The sequence below is a fragment of the Dokdonella ginsengisoli genome, assembly GCF_042652785.1.
Lineage (GTDB): Bacteria > Pseudomonadota > Gammaproteobacteria > Xanthomonadales > Rhodanobacteraceae > Dokdonella_A > Dokdonella_A ginsengisoli.
Window position 1 is genome coordinate 100,113 of the sequence record NZ_JBHSHD010000008.1, and the last position, 17,796, is coordinate 117,908.

At 70.0% G+C, this 17,796-nt stretch carries 16 protein-coding genes; 8 read left to right on the top strand and 8 right to left on the bottom strand.

The window, feature by feature from the left end; all coding sequences use genetic code 11:
* Positions 1 to 3 precede the first annotated feature (3 nt).
* Positions 4 to 336, bottom strand: a complete 333-nt coding sequence (locus ACFO6Q_RS10930; protein WP_380020912.1) for a Rieske (2Fe-2S) protein — start codon at positions 334 to 336, stop codon at positions 4 to 6.
* Positions 337 to 436: 100 nt separating this feature from the next.
* Here ACFO6Q_RS10930 and ACFO6Q_RS10935 point away from each other — a divergent pair, with 100 nt between their 5' ends.
* From ACFO6Q_RS10935 to yedA, 3 genes are all read left to right on the top strand, one after another.
* Positions 437 to 727, top strand: coding sequence for a hypothetical protein (locus tag ACFO6Q_RS10935; RefSeq protein WP_380020915.1), 291 nt, complete (start codon positions 437 to 439; stop codon positions 725 to 727).
* Positions 728 to 782: 55 nt separating this feature from the next.
* Positions 783 to 1,643 carry a methylated-DNA--[protein]-cysteine S-methyltransferase gene (locus ACFO6Q_RS10940; RefSeq protein ID WP_380020918.1) on the top strand — a complete coding sequence of 287 codons (861 nt, stop codon included), beginning with the start codon at positions 783 to 785 and terminating at the stop codon, positions 1,641 to 1,643.
* Between the two features lie 104 nt (positions 1,644 to 1,747).
* Complete coding sequence (gene yedA / locus ACFO6Q_RS10945) at positions 1,748 to 2,668, top strand: drug/metabolite exporter YedA (RefSeq protein ID WP_380020920.1); 921 nt, start codon at positions 1,748 to 1,750, stop codon at positions 2,666 to 2,668.
* Between the two features lie 171 nt (positions 2,669 to 2,839).
* Here yedA and ACFO6Q_RS10950 read toward each other — a convergent pair whose 3' ends face one another.
* From ACFO6Q_RS10950 to ACFO6Q_RS10965, 4 genes are all read right to left on the bottom strand, one after another.
* Positions 2,840 to 4,153 carry an ABC transporter permease gene (locus tag ACFO6Q_RS10950; RefSeq protein ID WP_380020922.1) on the bottom strand — a complete coding sequence of 438 codons (1,314 nt, stop codon included), beginning with the start codon at positions 4,151 to 4,153 and terminating at the stop codon, positions 2,840 to 2,842.
* A gap of 13 nt (positions 4,154 to 4,166) precedes the next feature.
* Positions 4,167 to 5,330 (bottom strand): ABC transporter permease, encoded by a 1,164-nt coding sequence (locus ACFO6Q_RS10955; protein WP_380020923.1) that lies wholly within the window; start codon positions 5,328 to 5,330, stop codon positions 4,167 to 4,169.
* Positions 5,331 to 5,471: 141 nt separating this feature from the next.
* On the bottom strand, positions 5,472 to 6,164 hold the full coding sequence (locus ACFO6Q_RS10960; RefSeq protein ID WP_380020925.1) for an ABC transporter ATP-binding protein: 693 nt from the start codon (positions 6,162 to 6,164) through the stop codon (positions 5,472 to 5,474).
* Positions 6,165 to 6,232: 68 nt separating this feature from the next.
* Positions 6,233 to 7,468, bottom strand: coding sequence for an efflux RND transporter periplasmic adaptor subunit (locus tag ACFO6Q_RS10965; RefSeq protein WP_380020927.1), 1,236 nt, complete (start codon positions 7,466 to 7,468; stop codon positions 6,233 to 6,235).
* A 247-nt stretch (positions 7,469 to 7,715) separates the two neighbouring features.
* On the opposite strand from ACFO6Q_RS10965, the gene ACFO6Q_RS10970 reads away from it, so the two are divergent.
* Positions 7,716 to 8,144, top strand: a complete 429-nt coding sequence (locus ACFO6Q_RS10970; protein WP_380020929.1) for a DUF3052 domain-containing protein — start codon at positions 7,716 to 7,718, stop codon at positions 8,142 to 8,144.
* A 45-nt stretch (positions 8,145 to 8,189) separates the two neighbouring features.
* Here the strand turns inward: ACFO6Q_RS10970 and ACFO6Q_RS10975 are convergent, their stop codons facing one another.
* Positions 8,190 to 11,546 (bottom strand): Ig-like domain repeat protein, encoded by a 3,357-nt coding sequence (locus ACFO6Q_RS10975; RefSeq protein WP_380020931.1) that lies wholly within the window; start codon positions 11,544 to 11,546, stop codon positions 8,190 to 8,192.
* 340 nt (positions 11,547 to 11,886) lie between these two features.
* On the opposite strand from ACFO6Q_RS10975, the gene ACFO6Q_RS10980 reads away from it, so the two are divergent.
* The 4 genes from ACFO6Q_RS10980 to ACFO6Q_RS10995 all read left to right on the top strand — a co-directional run bounded on the left by ACFO6Q_RS10980 (position 11,887) and on the right by ACFO6Q_RS10995 (position 16,246).
* The gene (locus ACFO6Q_RS10980; protein WP_380020933.1) at positions 11,887 to 13,221 is read left to right on the top strand and encodes a Fic family protein; all 1,335 of its coding nucleotides are present in this window, start codon (positions 11,887 to 11,889) and stop codon (positions 13,219 to 13,221) included.
* Positions 13,222 to 13,347: 126 nt separating this feature from the next.
* On the top strand, positions 13,348 to 14,037 hold the full coding sequence (locus ACFO6Q_RS10985) for a fumarylacetoacetate hydrolase family protein (protein ID WP_380020935.1): 690 nt from the start codon (positions 13,348 to 13,350) through the stop codon (positions 14,035 to 14,037).
* A 73-nt stretch (positions 14,038 to 14,110) separates the two neighbouring features.
* On the top strand, positions 14,111 to 14,506 hold the full coding sequence (gene mscL / locus ACFO6Q_RS10990; protein WP_380020937.1) for a large-conductance mechanosensitive channel protein MscL: 396 nt from the start codon (positions 14,111 to 14,113) through the stop codon (positions 14,504 to 14,506).
* Positions 14,507 to 14,815: 309 nt separating this feature from the next.
* Positions 14,816 to 16,246 carry a M28 family peptidase gene (locus ACFO6Q_RS10995; protein ID WP_380020939.1) on the top strand — a complete coding sequence of 477 codons (1,431 nt, stop codon included), beginning with the start codon at positions 14,816 to 14,818 and terminating at the stop codon, positions 16,244 to 16,246.
* Positions 16,247 to 16,401: 155 nt separating this feature from the next.
* On the opposite strand, the gene ACFO6Q_RS11000 is transcribed toward ACFO6Q_RS10995, so the two are convergent.
* Together ACFO6Q_RS11000 and ACFO6Q_RS11005 are read right to left on the bottom strand one after the other, a co-directional pair.
* Positions 16,402 to 17,235 carry a TrmH family RNA methyltransferase gene (locus ACFO6Q_RS11000; protein WP_380020941.1) on the bottom strand — a complete coding sequence of 278 codons (834 nt, stop codon included), beginning with the start codon at positions 17,233 to 17,235 and terminating at the stop codon, positions 16,402 to 16,404.
* The gene (locus ACFO6Q_RS11005; protein WP_380020943.1) at positions 17,232 to 17,789 is read right to left on the bottom strand and encodes a GNAT family N-acetyltransferase; all 558 of its coding nucleotides are present in this window, start codon (positions 17,787 to 17,789) and stop codon (positions 17,232 to 17,234) included. Before ACFO6Q_RS11005 ends, ACFO6Q_RS11000 begins: the two co-directional genes overlap by 4 nt.
* Positions 17,790 to 17,796: the final 7 nt, after the last annotated feature.

Consider the following 17,796-nt stretch of genomic DNA (forward strand, 5'->3'; position numbering starts at 1 on the left):
GGTTCAGCGCAGCACGATCGCGCCGTCGACGACCTCGACCGGCGCCGCCACCAGGCGGCTGCCGCGGCACGGTCCGGCGATGCAGTCGCCGCTGTCGACGGCGAACGTCGCGCCGTGCGCGGCGCAGATCAGGCGGCCGTCGCGCACCAGGAAGCGGCCCGGCGCGTAGTCGAGGTTGCGCCCCTGGTGCGGGCATTCGTTGTGATAGGCGAAGGCGCGCCCGCCCTGGCGCAGCAGGATCAGCTCGTAGCCGCCGTCCGGCGCGTCCACGCGCGCGGCGACGGCATCGCCGTCGGGAATGTCCTCGAGCCGGCACAGCGGCGCCGGCGGGTTCATACTTTCAGCACTTGTCGGCTCGCGATCCGCACCCATACTGGGTTTTCGTGCCGCCGGCAGGGAGGGCGGGGGCGCCATGTTCGCATACGGAGTTCCTGGCATGTATCTCGGTTCGTTCCGCACGTTTCGCCCGCGCCATCCGCTCGCGCGGATCGCCATGGCCGTGCTCGGCGTGATCGCGGTGCTGGTTCTGGTCACCCTCGGCCTGTTCGCCGTCGCGGCGCTGGCGATCGGCGGCGGCGTGTTCGTGCTGATCAACGCGCTGCGCGGAACGCTGCGTCCGGCCGCGCCCGCGCAGCCCTCGCCGCAGCCGCAGCGCACGCGCAGCGGCGTCATCGAAGGCGAATACACGGTGGTCGAATCCGCCCCCGCGCGCGGCCCCGGACACTAGCGGCGGCGCAAGATCCGGATGGCCGCGGCATGGTCTGCGGCGTAGATTGCGCCGCATGAACGCCCGCCCGGCCCTTACCGATCCGCTCGAGCACGCACGCCGCCTGATCGAGGACGCGCGCGGCGAAGGAACGGACCTGAGCAGCCTCGCGCGCTCGGTGGGCTTAAGCCCGACCCACCTGCAGCGGCGCTTTCGCGCGCGCTTCGGCCTGTCGCCGGCCGAATACGCACGCAGGCTGAAGCTGGACGCGTTCAAGTCCGCACTGCGCCGCGGCAGCGCCGTGACCGACGCGGTCTACGACGCCGGCTTCGGCTCCGGCAGCCGGATCTACGAGAACGCCGACGCGCTGCTCGGCATGACGCCCGGCGCCTACCGCAGCGGCGGCGCCGACGTCGAGCTGCGCTACACGACGCTCGACACCGCGCTCGGACGGCTGCTCGTGGCGGCGACCTCGCGCGGCATCTGCGCTGTGGCGGTCGGCGCCAGCGACCGCCGCCTGCTCGCCGACCTGCGCGCCGAGTTCCCGCGCGCGAAGCTCGAGCGCGTGGACGCCGGCCGCGACGAGTGGCTGCGGGCGATCGTCGAGCGCGTGCTCGCCGATCTCGCCGGCAAGACGCCGGGCGACACGCCGCTGCCGCCGTTCGACCTGCGCGCCACCGCATTCCAGTGGCGCGTGTGGCAGGCGCTGACGCGGATTCCGCGCGGCCAGACGCGCAGCTACGCGCAGGTCGCCCAGGCCATCGATGCGCCGCGCGCGGTGCGCGCCGTCGCGCGCGCCTGCGCGACCAACCGGCTCGCCTTCGTGGTGCCCTGCCACCGCGTCGTGCGCGCCGACGGCCAGGCCGGCGGATGGCGCTGGGGCGTGCCGCGCAAGCGGCGCCTGCTCGCGATCGAATCGGCAATGGCTCCATCCTGAGCGCACGCAATGGAACTCGCGAGGAGCCACCGGCCTGCCTATCCTGACGCTCGCGTCCCTCCCTGCCCCATGACCCGCTTCCGGCGCCGCCGCGCCGATTTCCGATGAACGACTCCTCGTCTTGCGTACCCGCCGAGACGGCGCCGCCGTCCGCGCTGCTGGCGCCGCGCGTGCTGGTGCCGCTGTCGCTGCTCGCGCTTTACCTGATCTGGGGATCGACCTACCTGGCGATCCGCGTCGCGCTGGCCAGCTATCCGCCGTTCCTGATGGCCGGCGTGCGCTTCCTCTGCGCCGGCGTCGCGCTGTACGCCTTCCTGCGCTGGCGCGGCATGGCCGCACCGACGCGTGCGCAATGGCTCAATGCGGCGGTCACCGGCACCCTGCTGCTCGGCTTCGGCAACGGCCTGGTGTGCTACGCCGAACAGAGCGTCAACTCGGGACTGGCCGCCGTCGCGGTCGCCGCGATGCCGCTGTTCGCCGCGCTGTTCGGCGGCATGTACGGCTACTGGCCGCAGCGCCTGGAATGGCTCGGCCTCGGCGTCGGCTTCGCCGGCGTGATCCTGCTGAACTTCGGCGGCGGCCTGGCCGGCGCGCCGCTCGGCGCGGTCGCGCTGGTCGTCGCGGCGGCGGCCTGGGCGTTCGGCTCGGTCTGGAGCCGCCGCCGCGACATGCCGCCGGCCGCGATGAACACCGCCGCGCAGATGCTGACCGGCGGCGCGATCCTTTTCATCGGCGCGCTGCTCGCCGGCGAACGCCTGCCGGCGGCGCCGACGACGAGTTCGACGCTGGCCCTGGTCTATCTCGGCGTGTTCGGCTCGATCGTCGCGTTCTCCGCCTACCTGTACCTGCTCAACACCGTGCGTCCGGCGCTGGCGACGAGCTACGCCTACGTGAATCCGCCGGTGGCGGTGCTGTTCGGCGCGCTGCTCGGTGGCGAGGCGGTACACACGCTCGACGTGGTGGCGATGGCGGTGATCCTCGGCGGTGTCGCGCTGATCGCGCTGGCGCGCGAGCGAAAGGCGTAGCGGACCGAGGGCGCGGGAAGCGGGCTTCTCGCAGAGCCGCAGAGGGCGCCCAGAAGAGGAATCTTTACCTCCGCGTCTCCGCGTCCCTGCGAGAGATCTTTTTCCCTCGAGGCGGACGCACCCGCGAACGAAACCGGCCCCGGGACAAGGTCGTCCCGGGGCCGATAGCGGCTACAGCTCGCGCAACGCCGTCGTCACCGGCAGGCGCGCAGCGCGCAGCGCGGGATACAGGCCGCCGATGAAGCCGATCGCCAGCGCCCATTTCAGGCCGGTCCACAGCAGCGACGGCGAAACCTTGAAGTCGAACGTGAGCTGGCCGACGCCGGACATTGTCGACGCCGTGTAGCCGTTGAAGACCAGCCAGGCGATCGCGCCGCCGATCGCGCCGCCGATCAGGGCGAGCAGCATCGTCTCGAGCATGATCGCCACCACCACCGGCACGCCGCGGAAGCCGATCGCGCGCAGGGTGGCGATCTCCCGCGCGCGCGTAGCGACGGCGGCGAACATCGTGTTCAGCGCGCCGAACACCGCGCCGATGCCCATGATCGCGCCGACCACGATGCCGATGAAGGTGATCACCTTGGCGATCTGCTCGGACTGCTTGCTGAAGTATTCGATCGTCGTGCTGGTGTCCACCTGCAGGCGCGGATCGGAGGCCAGCGAGGCCTTGAACGGTTCGAACGCGTCGGCGCCGGTCAGGCGCACGAACACCGAGCTGATGCTGCTGCCGCTGCGGTAGGCCGGGCCGATCACGTCGGCATCGCCCCACAGCTCCGACTCCATCGCGTCCTTCGACTCGAAGATGCCGACGATCTTCCAGGTCTGGCTGCCGAGCCGGATCTCGCGATCGACGTCGAGCCCCTCGAACTGGCGCTGCGCACCCTTGCCGGCGACGAGTTCGCGCAGGCCCGGCTGGAACTTGCGGCCGGCAACGATCTGCGCGTTCGGGCGCAGCTTCCACGCGCCCTCGCCGACACCGCGCAGCTGCACGCTGCCGAAATCCTCCTCGACGTTGCCGCCCTTGATCGGCAGGTTCGCCGCGACCACCAGTTCGGAGGAAGTGATCGGCTTGCCCTGCTCGTCCTTGGCGATGCCGGGCGCCTGTTCGATCACCAGCGCGTTGTCCTTCGACAGCACGGAGGCGACCTCGGCCGCCGAGGCGCCGCGCATGACGATCGCGGTGTCGTCGCTGCCGCTGCGGCGCAGCGTCTCGCTGTAGCCCTCGGCCATCGCCAGCATCGCCACCAGCACGGCGACCACGCCGGCGATGCCGATCACGATCACCGCCGAGGAGCCGAGCCGCTGCGGCAGGGTGCTGACGCCGATGCCGGTGACCGAGGCGGCCTGGCGGCCGCGCCGCGTCAGCAGCATCCACGCGAGCAGCGCGGCGAGCACCAGGACCAGCCCGACCCATGGCAGCATCAGGAACAGTGCGACGCCGACGACGGCGGCGAGGAAGGTGAGGAGACCGATCAGGAATTTCATGGTGAGTTTCTCCTCAACGTCCGGCCAGCGCGTCGACGATGTTCAGGCGCATCGCGCGCAGCGCCGGCAGCGCGCCGATGACGAGGCCGATGGCGAGCATCAGCGCCAGGCCGAGCAGCCAGCTGCTCAGGCCCACCGGCGGCAGGTTCAGCATGCCGTTGCTGTTGGCGGTGATCGCCGGGGCGAGCAGGCTGACCAGGCCGATGCCGATCAGGCCGCCGATCAGCAGCAGCAGGATCGATTCGGCCAGCACCAGGCCGAGCACGCTGGTGTTGGAGAAGCCGATCGTCTTCAGTACCGCAAGCTCCGAGGTGCGCTCGCGCACCGCCTGCATCATCGTGTTGCCGGTCAGCAGCAGCAGGGTGAAGAACACCGCGCCCATGATCGAGGTCACGATCAGGCCGATGTCGGCCACGTTCTTCATCCACGAGGCCATCGCCGCCTGTTCGGTCTGCGTCTTGGTCTCGTGATCGGAGTTGGCCGACAGGCCGTCGATCGCCTTGGCCACGCGGTCGGCACTGGCCGGATCGGTGACGCGCGTGACGTACCAGCCGACGGTGCCGCGGTTGTACGGCGTGGTCTCGTCGAAGTTCTTCCAGTGCAGGAGGAACATCTGGTCGTACCAGGAGTTCTTCTCGTCCTTGGAGTGGATGAGGCCGACCAGATCGAAGTTCCAGTTCTTGCTGCCGGACTTGTCCGGGAAGATGGTCGACTGCAGCGGAATCTTGTCGCCGACCTTCCAGCCGTACTTCTGCGCCAGCACCGCGCCGACCACGGCGCCGTTGGGCGTCGTGTCGAACGCCTTGCGCTCCTCCGGCGAGATCGAGATCTCCGGGTACATGTCGATGTAGTTGGGCGCCACCGCGAAGGAGAAGATCTGGTTGTGCGGATCCTGGTAGGCGCCGCCGAACCAGTTGGCGTAGGTGACCGTCTCCACGCCGTCGACCGCGGCGATGCGCGATTCGAGCGACAGCGGCAGGGTCTGGATGAACGACAGGCGCGAGCCGGTCTGCAGGCGCTTGGCGCCGTTGGCCGACTTGCCGACGTCGTCGAAGGAGATGCGCACGGCGTCGAGCAGGCCGAACAGCAGGAACGCCGCGACGATCGAGACCAGGGTCAGGATCGTGCGCGTCTTGCGGCGGAACAGCGCGGCCCAGATGAGATGCAGGTATTTCATGTGTGTACCTCGCTCGCTTTTCTCCTTCTCCCGCGAACGGGAGAAGAGGCCGAAGGCGGATGAGGGATTTTCCGGAGCGGCGTGCTCCGATCGCCCTCACCCTTCCTCTCCCGCAGGCGGGAGAGGGTTTGCATCCTTGCGTTACGCCGCGACGGCGCCCTGCTCCACCAGCGTGCCCTTGTCCAGATGCAGCGTGTGCCGCGCGTACTCGGCCGCCTTCGGATCGTGCGTGACCATGATGATGGTCTTGCCGTGTTCGCGGTTGAGCGTCTGCAGCAGCCCGAGCACATCCTCGGCGGACTGGCGGTCGAGGTCGCCGGTCGGCTCGTCGCAGACCAGCAGCTTCGGGTCGGACACGATCGCGCGCGCGATCGCCACGCGCTGCTGCTGGCCGCCGGAAAGCTCGGTCGGCTTGTGCGTCGTGCGCTCGGCCAGGCCGACCAGCTGCAGCGCGATCGCCGCGTTCCTCTTGCGCTGCGCCGCCGACAGCTTGGTCAGCAGCAGCGGCAGCTCGACGTTCTTCTGCGCGGTCAGCATCGGCAGCAGGTTGTAGAACTGGAAGATGAAGCCGACGTGGTTGGAGCGCCACTTCGCCAGCGCGCCTTCGCCCAGGGTGTCGATGCGCTCGCCGCCGACCGACAGCGTGCCCTCGGTCGGCGAGTCCAGCCCGCCGATCAGGTTCAGCAGCGTCGTCTTGCCGGAGCCGGACGGCCCCATCAGCGCGAGGAAGTCGCCTTCGGCGATGTCGAGATTGATGTGGTGCAGCACCTCGACCTTCTGCTTGCCGCGCTCGTAGGTCTTGCTGAGATTGCGGATTTCCACCAGGTTGCCCATCGCTGACTCCTCGGCTGTGCTGTCCGTACGACGATCCGGAATGCCGGCTTTCGACATCCGGCCGGAACTCATTTCGCGCTCTTGATCCCGACCCTGGCGCCGTCGGCCATTTCCGCCGGCGGCTGCCTGACCACCCGCGTGCCGGCGGCGAGCCCCTCGGCCACGCGCAGCTCGCCGAAGCTCTGCCCCGGCACGACCGCCTTCGACCGCGCGCGATCGCCTTCGACCGCGAACACGACGTCCTTGCCGTCGCGCTTGACGATCGCCGAACCCGGCACCAGCGCGCCCTTCGGCGGCGGTGGCGGCGGCGCGTCGGCGGACCGGGCCTCCTCCATGAACGAGACGCGCACGCCCATGTCCGGCAGGATGCGCGGGTCCTTCTGCTCCAGCGCGACGCGCACCTTGACCGTGGCCTTGCCGCGGTCGGCGCTGGGGATGATCGCGATCACGCGCGCCGGAATCTGCCAGTCGGGGTAGGCGTCGAGCACCGCCTGCGCCGGCTGTTTCGGCTGCACGCGGTTGATGTAGGACTCGGTCACGTCGACCTCGACCTCAAGCGAATCCATGTCGACGATGGTGCCCACGCCGGTGCGCGTGAAGCCGCCGCCGGCCGACAGAGGCGAGACGATCTCGCCGACCTGCGCCGCCTTCGCCGTGATCACGCCGGCGAACGGCGCGCGTACCGTGCAGTAGTCGAGCTGCACCTGCGCGGCGCGCACGCCGGCCTCGGCGACCTCGACCTGCTTGCGCTGCGTTTCCAGTTGCGAAACCTGCGTTTCCACCTGGGTGCGCGCCACCTCGACCGACTGCGCCGACACCAGCTTGCGCCGCACCAGATCCTCGGCGCGCGCAAGGTCACGCCGGCCCTGCGCCAGCTGCGCCTGGTACTGCGCCAGCTGCGCCTGCGCCGCGCGCAGTCCGGCCTGCGCCTGCGCCAGCGCGGCCTTCTGCGCGGTGTCCTCGAGCGTGGCCAGCACTTCGCCGGCCTCGACGCGCTCGCCTTCCTCGATCAGCACCTGGGTCAGGGTGCCGGTGATCTGCGCCGACACGGTCGCCTGGCGCCGCGCGGTCACGTAGCCGGTCGCCTGCAGCACGGCCGCAGCGGCGCCGGCCCCGGCCGCCGGCGAGGACGCCGTCGCGACTTCGACCTCGAACGCCTTCGCGCGCTGCAGCGTCACCCACGTGGCGACGCCGATCGCCGCCAGCAATGCCACGCCGGCGGCGATCCAGACCGGTGCGCGCGAACGCGCCGCGGGTTCGCTGCGATCGATGCGCAGCTGGTGCAGCAGATCCTTGTTTTCCACTCGAATGTCTTCCCCGTGCCGCTGCACTGTTGTGTACAAGTTGCAAACTGGCTATTTGGCTCGGATGGCCGCGTTCTCGCGCCTTCCTTCTCCGTCCGCCGCGGCGGAACGGCTGGCTCGGGCACCCGTCTCGCCCGACGATCGGTGGCGGCCTGCGGGCCACCCTTACGAACCGTCAAGTTTGCCATAGACTGATGCAGACGCCGCGGACCCTCAAGGCGTCGCAGTCACCCCGCGGAGATGACAGATGTCAGCAGGCGCGAACGCCGGCTACTCCGGCAAGCCGGCCTGGTGCAAGCTCGGCCTCACGCCGAACGCGCGCGTGCGCGTGCTGGATGCGCCCGGCGACTACGCGACCCTGGTCGGCGCCGAACCCGGCTCGATCGCCCCGGTCGGTGCCCGCGCCGGCTACGACCTCGCCCACGTCTTCGCGGTCTCGGCCGCGAAGCTCGCCGCCGAAGTCCTCGCCCTGTCGAAGACGCTGCCCGCCGACGGCGTGATCTGGGTGTCGTGGCCGAAGAAGGCGTCCAAGGTGGCGACCGACGTCACCGAGGACACCGTGCGCGCGGTCGCGCTGCCGCTCGGCCTGGTCGACGTCAAGGTCTGCGCGATCGACGCGGTCTGGTCCGGCCTGAAGCTGGTCTGGCGCCGGACCGAGCGCGCAAAGAAGGCGTGAGCGCGCGGAGCCGCTCCTCGCGCTGCCGGATCGCGCGCTCCCGAATCAATCTGCGCCCGGAAGCGTCATCGCCAGCGGCGTCTGCGTTCCTTCGAGCAGCAGCGTGACGGCAGCATCCCCGGCATGCACGGCGGAAAGCGCGAGCACGGCGTCGGCCGCCGCGCGTACCCACGGCGAGACCCGCTCGATGCCGCGCGCATCGCGTCGTGACAGCCGCACCAGGGCGGTGGCGCCGTCGAGCGGCGCGCGCTGCACCTCGACGAAATCCACGCCGTACGGCAGCGCAAGCACGCGATCGAACGGCGGGCCGCTCGCCGGCGGCAGCACGAAGGCGTGCACGCCCTCGTCGGAAAGGGACGCCGCCGCATCCTCGGCGTCCATCGCCGTGCCGGACGCGTAGGCTTCGTCGAAGCCGTCGCGCAACAGCACGAGCACGTCGCTGTCGACGAAATGCAGCGGCGCGGGGCCGCCGACGTCGAAGGCGAGCACGGCTTCGGCCTCTGACGTATCGGGCCGCACCGGCGCGCTGATCAGAAACGTCAGGCTGCGCCCCGCCGGGATCGTGACCACGTCGTGCAGCAACCCGCTGCCGCCGTCGGCGCAGGTCGCACCGGCACCCGCGCCGAAGCATTGCCAGCGCGCGAACGCGAGGTCGAAGGCGGCCGACAGGTTCGTGTCGACCGGAACCTGCATCGCCGGACCGGGGCCGTCGTTGCGCAAGGTCACCAGGTAGTCGGCGACGTGCCCGTACGGCACGTAGTCGCGCAGGCTCGCCAGGCTCGACACGAGCGACGGCAGCTCGTACACGGTGAGCGGCGCCGAAGCCTGCGATGGCCGGAAATTCGCATCGCCCGAATAGGTGGCGACCAGGCTTCGCGCACCCGCGGCGGCCGGCGTCAGGCTGCAGCCGGCCGCCGTGTCCAGTGCGTAGGTGCAGGAAACCTCGCCGTCGCTGACGGTGACGGTGCCGCTCGGCGTGCCCGCTCCGGGCGCGATCACGCCGAGTGTGACGTCGACCGCGACCGGCGCGCCGATCAGGCTGCCCGCGGGCGCGGAGAGGGCGATCGCGGTGGTGGCGCGTTCGACCTCGAACTCGAGCGGCACGGAAGCCGATCCGGCGACGAGGCCGGCGGGATCGCCGGCGTAGTGGGCGGTGATCATGTGGACGCCCACCGCCAGGCCGGACGTGGTGAAGGTCACCGCACCGCCGACGATCTCGCCGCTGCCGAGCACGTCGGCGCCGTCGCGAAACTCCACGCTGCCCGCGTCCAGCGGCGCGCCGGTCTGGCCCGCGACCTGGGCTGTCAGCGTCACCGGCTGGCCGAACACGATCGGCCCCGGTGCCGCCAGCGTCGTCGTGCTGCCGCCGTCGACGATCACCTCGAGCGTGGCCGCGATCCTCTCGTCGCCGCGGCTGCGCACGGTGATCGTGCGCGGCCCGGTCGAACCGAACGTCAGCGCCAGGTTCACGTGGCCGTCGGTCTGCTGGAGCTCGCCGGGCATCGTGTCCGAGGCGTCACTGCTGGAGAACCGCCACCGCGTCGTGTCGTCGATGTTGGCGGCGACGACCGCATCGTCGACGTCGAGCACGAAGGGGTCGTCGGCATCCGCCGGCACGCTCACCGACGCCTGCCCCGCCGGCAGCACGATCCGCGCGGGCCCCGACAGCGACGGCACCGGCAGCGGCAGGTTGGTGAACTCGATCGCCGCGCGCAGGTTGTGGCCCGGCATGCTGATGATGCCCTGGAAGGCGCCGACGACGTCGTTGGCGCGGCGCACGCTGAGGTAGTAGCCCGGCGCATCGGCGATGCCGGCCGCCAGTGCCTGGTCGTCGGGATTCGGGTCGACGTCCATGTCCACGCTGGCGCCGGTTGGCGGCACGTCGATGTGGATCGGCGCCGCGTAGGGGACGTTGCTGTCCGCGTCCAGCGAGCGGATGTCGACGATGATCGGCGCGGCGGGATACGGCTGCCCGGCGCGCGCGCGCAGCGAGAGCGCGGGCGCGTCGCACAGCGCTCCGGTGACGGAGGTGCCGATGCAGTACTTGAGCGCGCGCGTGCTGTCGTTGATGTCGAACGTGTAGAAGCTGTTGACCGGCACCGGCACGATGACCGAGACGAAGCGCGGCGCACGCGCCGTCTGCGCGTTGTAGCGCGCCTCGAGCGTGAGCGGCCCCTGCACGTTGGTCTTGCCGGCCACGGCGAATTCCTCGCTCGTATCGGTCGCGTAGGCGATGCGCAGAGCGTCGACGTAGCTGCTGCTGAGCTCGGTCAGCAAGGGTTGAGAAGGCACGTCGCTCGACAGGGAATTGCTGGCGATCAGCGCGCTCGGCGGCGGCTCGCTCCAGCCGTTGTTCCAGGTGATGACGTGGTTGTTGTTGGCGGGGTTGAAGAGCTTGCCGCGGCGATACCAGTCGATGCGCGCGGGGTCCTGCGCGGAGAACGGCACCGGCGCGTCGAGCGAAGTCGTCATCGTCATCTTGTAGGCGCGCGTGCCGATCTGGCCGAGGAAGCTGCGCATGTTGAGGCCGCCGGTCGGAAGTCCTCGCGGCTGCGTGATCGCGTAGGCGATCTCGGCCGGCTGGCCGTTCATCAGCATCTGTGGATCCTGCGAGAAGTCGCGACCGGCCAGCGTCGGGTCGCTCTGCGAGTTCTGCACGGTCGAGGTGATGAACGCGCTGGAGGTCATGCCCGCCGCGTCGGTCAGCGTGACGAGCAGCTGCGGCTGGTGGTGATGGACGAAGGCGCCGCCCATGACCTTTTCCTTGCTGGCGAAGCGGAAGCGCCCCCAGTCGTTCGCCTGCGGATCGCGCGCCGACTGCACGCGCAGGATTCCCGCATAGCCGTGGCGCAGGCGGTCCCGGACCAGATCGGTGACGTCGACGCTGTAGTAGCCGCGCTGCGTGATGCGCAGCGCCTGGCCCGGCGAGTCGGCGTCGGCGGCGACTTGCGCGCCGGCCACCGTCTGTGTGCACGACGGCGGTGTCGCCTCGTCGGCGAAGCAGTCGCCACCCGGCGCATAGGCACCGTCGACGCGCAGGTACCCTTCGGCGAGCACCTCGTCGACGAACAGCACCAGCCGCGCGCGGAACACCTTCTCCGGCGTCAGCGCGTAGTTCTCGCTGCCGATCGTCGCCGCACCGTTTTCGATGACCAGCCTGGACAGCACGCCGCTCGGCAGCGTGTCGAGCGAGAACTTGAGTTCGGCGTAGGCGTCCTCGCCGACCAGCAGGGTCTCGTCGAAGGGCCGGTCTGGGACCGGACCGGACACGTCGCGCGAGGTGTCCGCCAGCAGCGGAGCGGTCACCCACATCGGACCGCTGCCGCCGCAGCCGGCCAGTGCCAGCAGCAGCCACGCCAGCGCGAGCCACCTCGACCGTGTCGCGCGAACCCGGTTCGCCATCCACCGCATGTCGGCCTTCCCCCTGCATCGATCCGTGGAACACCCGCGACGCCCGCGGGCGTCGCGCTCTCCTTTCGTTCTACGCGCAGGGTCGCGGCACCGAGGATCATCGGCGCGTTCGCGAAGCGGGCGAGCGATGCGCCGCCGCAGCGCCGTAGCGTCCCGATGGGCGAGGCATGGGAATTGGGTCGCGGGCGAATGTTTTCCGTCCACGCGGAGCGGAAACGGCGAATTTCCGCGGATGAATCCTGGAAATATATTTAAAATTCATGCTGTTGTGGGGTTCCTACCAATCTTCTACCAATTCCTATATGTTTCGGTAGAAGACTGGCAGAACCCCATGAAGCTGCCCTTGCCTCCCCCACCCGTGTCGGAACTGATTCATCGGCACGGCCGGCACATCGACCGGATCCTCGCCCATCGCCTCGGTGCGGAGCCGAAAGGCGTCTACGAGCATTGGGACCACCTCCGGCACCTGACGCCGCCCGCCGGACTCGATACCGAGCAGTGGTGGCTCGGCATCAAGCTCGCCCGGCAGGCGCTCGGCAAGGAACTTCCGCTGCGCGACAAAAGCGACGCGCCGTTCACCTTCGCCGCCAGCGACAGCATCCAGCGCCGGCTGTTCCTGGTCGCACGCGACGCGGCGGGTGCGCTGCAGGGCGCCGATGCGATTCCTTCCGACGGCATGCGCGAGCGCTATCTCATCCGCTCGCTGATCGAGGAGGCGATGACCTCCTCGCAGCTGGAGGGCGCGGCCACCACCACCCAGGTCGCCAAGGAAATGCTGCGCTCGGGCCGCGCGCCACGCGACTACGGCGAACGCATGATCGCCAACAACTTCCAGACCATGCGCGAACTCAAGCGCTGGCTGGGCCGGCCACTGACGCCCGACACGGTGTTCGAGATCCATCGCATGCTCGCCGACGGCACGCTGACCGATCCCGCCGCGGCGGGCCGCTTCCGCCGCGCGGACGAGGACATCGTCGTGCAAGACGAGAGCGGCACCCTGCTGCATGTTCCGCCACCGGCCACCGAGCTTCCGCGACGGATGCAGACGCTGTGCGACTTCGCCAACCAGGGCGACGAGGGCGAATACTTCATCCACCCCGTCGTGCGCGCCATCGTCATCCATTTCATGATCGGCTACGACCATCCGTTCGTCGACGGCAACGGCCGCACCGCGCGCGCGCTGTTCTACTGGTCGATGCTGCGCTCGGGCTTCTGGATGACGGAATACTTCTCGATCTCCAGCATCCTGCGCAAGGCGCCGTCGCAGTACACGCGCTCCTATCTGTTCACCGAGTCCGACGACGGCGACGCGAGCTACTTCCTCTCGCATCAACTGGACGTGTTGCTGCAGGCCATCGAAGGCGTGCACGCCTACATCGCGCGCAAGCAGCAGGCACGCAGCGAAGCGGAAACCCTGCTGAAACCGGGCAGCAGGCTGGCACGGCGGCTCAACCACCGGCAACGCGCCTTGCTGCTGAACGCCCTCAAGCATCCGGACAAGGCGTTCACCATCGCGGTGCACCAGCGCACGCACGACGTCGCCTACGACACCGCCCGCTCCGACCTGCTCGGCCTGGTGAAAGCCAGGCTCATGCGCCAGCACAGGCAGGGCAAGGCTCACGTGTTCGTGGCGCGGCCCGACCTGTCGACGAGACTGCCGCGCTGAGGAAACCCTCGCCAGCGGCGCGAGGGATGCCCGTCACAGGCATCGGGCACACGCATCCATGCAGCGCATCTCCACCGCATCGCCGGCGGCGCTATCCTGCGCACTTTTCCCGCAGGACGGCTGCGCATGAACTACGTCATTCCCGCCCCGGCCACGCCGGTGATTCCCGTCGCCGGCAGCGACGCCGTGTTCCCCGTTCGCCGCATCTTCTGCATCGGCCGCAACTACGCCGAGCACGCCAAGGAGATGGGGGCGGTCGCCGATCGCGCGCAGCCGATGTTCTTCTGCAAGCCGGCCGACGCGATCGTCGCCGGCGACGAGGTCGAGGTGCGCTATCCGCCGGCGACGCAGGACCTGCACCACGAGGTCGAGATGGTCGTCGCGCTCGCGCGCGGCGGATCGGACATCGCCGCCGAGCACGCGCTCGAACACGTGTTCGGCTACGGCGTCGGCCTGGACCTCACGCGCCGCGACCTGCAGGCCGCGGCGAAGGCAAAAGGCCATCCCTGGGACGCGGCGAAGGCGTTCGACCATTCCGCGCCGGTCTCGGCGCTGCATCCGGCCGCTGCGATCGGCCATCCGACCGGCGCGCGGCTGACCTTGCACGTGAACGACGCGCTGCGCCAGGACGCCGACATCGCGACGATGATCTTCCCGGTCGCGGCGATCGTTCATGAACTGTCGAAGCTGTGGACCCTGGCGCCCGGCGACCTGATCTACACCGGCACCCCGGCCGGCGTCGCCGCGCTGGCGCGGGGGGACCGCTTCGTCGCGCGGCTCGGCGACGTGGCGACCCTGCGCGGGCGCATTTTTTAACGTCGCGTGACGGGGCGTGCACGGAGCCTTGGGGTAGGATGCGCGCGTTGCAACCAAAGCCCTGGGAGGTGTCATGAGTCTCGCTTCGGAATTCAAAGCTTTCGTCATGCGCGGCAACGTGCTGGATCTCGCCGTCGGCGTGGTCATCGGTGCCGCCTTCGGCAAGATCGTGACCTCGCTGGTGGACCAGGTCATCATGCCGCCGATCGGCCTGCTGATCGGCGGCGTCGACTTCTCCTCCTACAAGTGGATCCTCAAGGCCGCCGGCGTGGACGGCAAGGGCGAGGTCGCGATCCAGTTCGGCGCCTTCCTCAACACGATCATCCAGTTCGCCATCGTCGCGCTGGCCATCTTCCTGGTGGTCAAGCTGGTCAACCGTCTCGTCCAGAAGCAGGAAGCCGAACCGGCCCCGCCGGCCGCCGACGTCGTGCTGCTGACCGAGATCCGCGACCTGCTCAAGAAGAACTGAAAATCTTCTGCATCCATTGAAAAGTGCGGCCATGGATGGCCGCGGTTGGACGATCCGCAGCCATAGTCCGGAAGCGACTGCCACCCCATCCAATGATGGCGATCCTGGACGGATCGCACTCGGCACCCCTCATGGATGGCCGCAGTTGGACCTCACGAGTACGCAGCGGCCCAGGACGTTCATCCACCGCCGCAGCGGCGATTCCAGTCCGCCTGCACGCGCATCGGCCCCATCCCCCACGTGACATTTGGCCCAGTCCGCCCATCCGGGCGCGGCGCATAATCGCCGCTTTCCCCCAAGGGACATGCCATGCGCCTGACGCCGCTCGCCCTCGCTTTCTGTTTCGCCGCCCCCGCCGCGTTCGCCGCCGGCAAGCCGACCACGATCGCGCCCGCCGACATCGCGATCGCCGAGCAGCTGCGCGAAAAAGCGCTGCGCGACGACACCGCGTGGGAGTTCACCGAGGGCCTGACCACCGAGGTCGGCCCGCGCCTGGCCGCGGGTCCGAACGACCTGAAGGCACGCGAGTGGGTCACCGCCCGATTCAAGGCGCTCGGCTTCGACAAGGTGTGGAGCGAACCGGTCACGTTTCCGAAGTGGGTGCGCCGCGGCGAGCACGCCGAGGTCCTCGCGCCGTTTCCGCAGCCGCTGAGCCTGCTCGCGCTCGGCCACTCGCCGGGCACGCCCGCAGGCGGCATCAGCGCCGAGGTGGTGGGCTTCGACTCGTTCGACGCACTGAAGGCGGCCGATCCCGCCGCCGTGCGCGGCAAGATCGTCTACGTCGGGGCGCGCATGCACGCGCACCAGGACGGCCACGACTACGGCATCGGCTCGCAGGTCCGCGTCGACGGTCCGCCGCTGGCGACGCAGAAAGGCGCCGCAGCATTCCTGCTGCGTTCGGCCGGCACCGACAACGACCGCCTGCCGCATACCGGCGTGACGCGCTTCGATCCCGGCCAGCCGGCGATTCCGGCGGCCGCACTGTCCAGTCCCGATGCCGACCAGATCGAACGCATGCTCAAGCGCGGCCAGCCGGTGCGCGTCAAGCTCGTGCTCGACTGCGGATTCGAGGGCGAATACACCGGCGCCAACGTGATCGCCGAACTGCGCGGCTCGAAGACGCCGGACCAGCACTTCGTCATGGGCGGACACCTGGATTCCTGGGACCCGGGCACCGGCGCGATCGACGACGCCGCCGGCATCGGCATCTCGGTCGGCGCGGCACGGCTGATCGCGCAGCTGCCGAAGCGGCCGGCGCGCAGCATCCGCGTGGTCGCCTTCGCCAACGAGGAAGCCGGCCTGTTCGGCGGCAAGGCGATGGCCGAGAAATACCGCAAGTCGATCGGCAACACCGTGCTCGGCAGCGAATCGGACGCCGGCGCCGACCGCATCTGGAAGATCACCGCGACGGTGAAGCCCGAGGCGCGCGACGCGATCGGCCAGATCGCCGCCGTGCTCAAGCCGCTCGGCATCGAGTACGACGCGCAGGCGCCGGGCCGCGGCGGTTCGGACCTGTCGGCGCTGCACGCCGTCGGCATGGCCGGCCTGTCGCTGCACCAGGACGCGACGCGCTATTTCGCCTGGCACCACACCGCCAACGACACGCTCGACAAGATCGATCCGGAACAGCTGCGCCAGAACGTCGCCGCGTACGCGGTCGTCGCCTACCTCGCCGCGCAGGCGAACGGCGACTTCGGCTCGGCACCGGGCGCGTTCGCCAAGGACCAGGGCGAGGACTGAGCCGCTCCGCGCGCGTCGTGAGGCGCGTGTAAAAGAAGTTTTCTCGCAGAGGCGCAGAGAACGCAGAGGAAAGCATCTTTCCAATGCTCTTTCCTCTGCGTTCTCTGCGCCTCCGCGAGAGATCGTTTTTTCCGCTTCCGCTTCCGCTTTCCGTCTCAGGCGCCGCGCTGACGCCACCACTCACCCAGCAGCACCGCAGCGCTGGCGGAAACGTTGAGGCTCTCGACCGCACCGCTGCCCGGAATCGTCAGGCGCAGATCCGCCGCCGCGATCATCGCGTCGCTCATGCCCTCGCCTTCGGCGCCGAACACCAGCACCAGCCGGGCCGGCAGCGCCGTCGCATACAGCGAAACGCCCTCGCGCGGCACCGTCGCCGCGATCGAATAGCCGTGCGCACGCAGCGCGGACAGCGCCTCGGCCGCGGACGGTGCGCGCGCCAGCGGCACGGCCTCGGCGGCGCCTTCGGCGACGCGCGCGGCGGCGCCGGAGACTTCGATGCCGTCCGCCGCCGGCACGACCGCGCCGTGCGCGCCGAAGTGCGCCGCGCTGCGCAGCAGCGCGCCGAGATTGTGCGGATTGCCGACGCCGTCGAGCCACAACAGCAGCGACGGCGCAGGCGCCGGCGGCACGCGCGCGAGCAGATCGGCCAGCGCCAGCGGCGCTTCGCGCGCGAGGTCGAAGCACACCCCCTCGTGGTGGCGCGACGCGGTCAGCTTGTCGAGATCGGCTTCCTCGACCACGCGGTAGCCGAGCCGGTGCCGCACGCACCAGGCGAGCACGTTCTTCAACGCCGGAATGCGCGCCTCGACCAGGTACACCTTGCGCAAGGCCTCGGGCCGCCGTGCGAACGCGGCGAGGCAGGCGTTGAGGCCGTACAGGCGCGCTTCCTCGTTGCGATGCACCGGCGGCTTCGGCGTCGCCGGCTTGCGCGCCTGCGCTTCCTGCCACAGCGACGCGCCGCTGCCGCGGCCGGGACGATCCCGATTCATGCGCCCTCCGCGAGTTCGCGCCGCACCATCGCGTAGACGTACAGGTCGAGCAGCTCGCCGCGCTTGACCACGGCCGACTTCTGCACGCCCTCGCGCGTGAAGCTGGCCTTCTCGAGCACGCGTGCGGAGGCGGGATTGTTCTCGTACACGGTGGCGTAGAGGCGGTGCAGGCGGAACGCTTCCATCGCGCGCGGCGCGAACGCGCCGATCACCGCGGTCATGACGCCGCGCCCCCAGTGCCGCTGTCCGAGCCAGTAGCCGAGTTCGGCCGAATGGCGGTGCACGTCTGCACCTGGATGCAGGCTGACGCCACCGACCGCGGCGCCGTCGATCTGCAGCGCCCAGGCGCGATCGGAGTCGTCGACGGCGCGCGTCAGCCACGCGCGGCCGTCGTCGCCGGTGTACGGATACGGGAAGCGGTCGCGCAGGCTGCGCGAGACGCTGGCGTCGTTCGCGCTGGCGACGAGGCTGTCGAGATCGTCGAGGCGCCAGGGGCGCAGCACGGCGACGCCGCAGTCGAGCCGCGGCAGCGGCAGGGAGGCATCGGAAGACATGGCCGCA

Excerpts from the sequence above, each read along its gene's own strand:
- ACFO6Q_RS10960 (WP_380020925.1), bottom strand. The coding sequence starts at position 6,164 with ATGGGCAACCTGGTGGAAATCCGCAATCTCAGCAAGACCTACGAGCGC.
- ACFO6Q_RS10940 (WP_380020918.1), top strand. The coding sequence starts at position 783 with ATGAACGCCCGCCCGGCCCTTACCGATCCGCTCGAGCACGCACGCCGC.
- ACFO6Q_RS10995 (WP_380020939.1), top strand. The coding sequence starts at position 14,816 with ATGCGCCTGACGCCGCTCGCCCTCGCTTTCTGTTTCGCCGCCCCCGCC.
- ACFO6Q_RS10980 (WP_380020933.1), top strand. The coding sequence starts at position 11,887 with ATGAAGCTGCCCTTGCCTCCCCCACCCGTGTCGGAACTGATTCATCGG.
- ACFO6Q_RS10975 (WP_380020931.1), bottom strand. The coding sequence starts at position 11,546 with ATGGCGAACCGGGTTCGCGCGACACGGTCGAGGTGGCTCGCGCTGGCG.
- mscL (WP_380020937.1), top strand. The coding sequence starts at position 14,111 with ATGAGTCTCGCTTCGGAATTCAAAGCTTTCGTCATGCGCGGCAACGTG.
- yedA (WP_380020920.1), top strand. The coding sequence starts at position 1,748 with ATGAACGACTCCTCGTCTTGCGTACCCGCCGAGACGGCGCCGCCGTCC.
- ACFO6Q_RS10930 (WP_380020912.1), bottom strand. The coding sequence starts at position 336 with ATGAACCCGCCGGCGCCGCTGTGCCGGCTCGAGGACATTCCCGACGGC.
- ACFO6Q_RS10955 (WP_380020923.1), bottom strand. The coding sequence starts at position 5,330 with ATGAAATACCTGCATCTCATCTGGGCCGCGCTGTTCCGCCGCAAGACG.
- ACFO6Q_RS10970 (WP_380020929.1), top strand. The coding sequence starts at position 7,716 with ATGTCAGCAGGCGCGAACGCCGGCTACTCCGGCAAGCCGGCCTGGTGC.
- ACFO6Q_RS10935 (WP_380020915.1), top strand. The coding sequence starts at position 437 with ATGTATCTCGGTTCGTTCCGCACGTTTCGCCCGCGCCATCCGCTCGCG.
- ACFO6Q_RS10950 (WP_380020922.1), bottom strand. The coding sequence starts at position 4,153 with ATGAAATTCCTGATCGGTCTCCTCACCTTCCTCGCCGCCGTCGTCGGC.
- ACFO6Q_RS11000 (WP_380020941.1), bottom strand. The coding sequence starts at position 17,235 with ATGAATCGGGATCGTCCCGGCCGCGGCAGCGGCGCGTCGCTGTGGCAG.
- ACFO6Q_RS11005 (WP_380020943.1), bottom strand. The coding sequence starts at position 17,789 with ATGTCTTCCGATGCCTCCCTGCCGCTGCCGCGGCTCGACTGCGGCGTC.
- ACFO6Q_RS10985 (WP_380020935.1), top strand. The coding sequence starts at position 13,348 with ATGAACTACGTCATTCCCGCCCCGGCCACGCCGGTGATTCCCGTCGCC.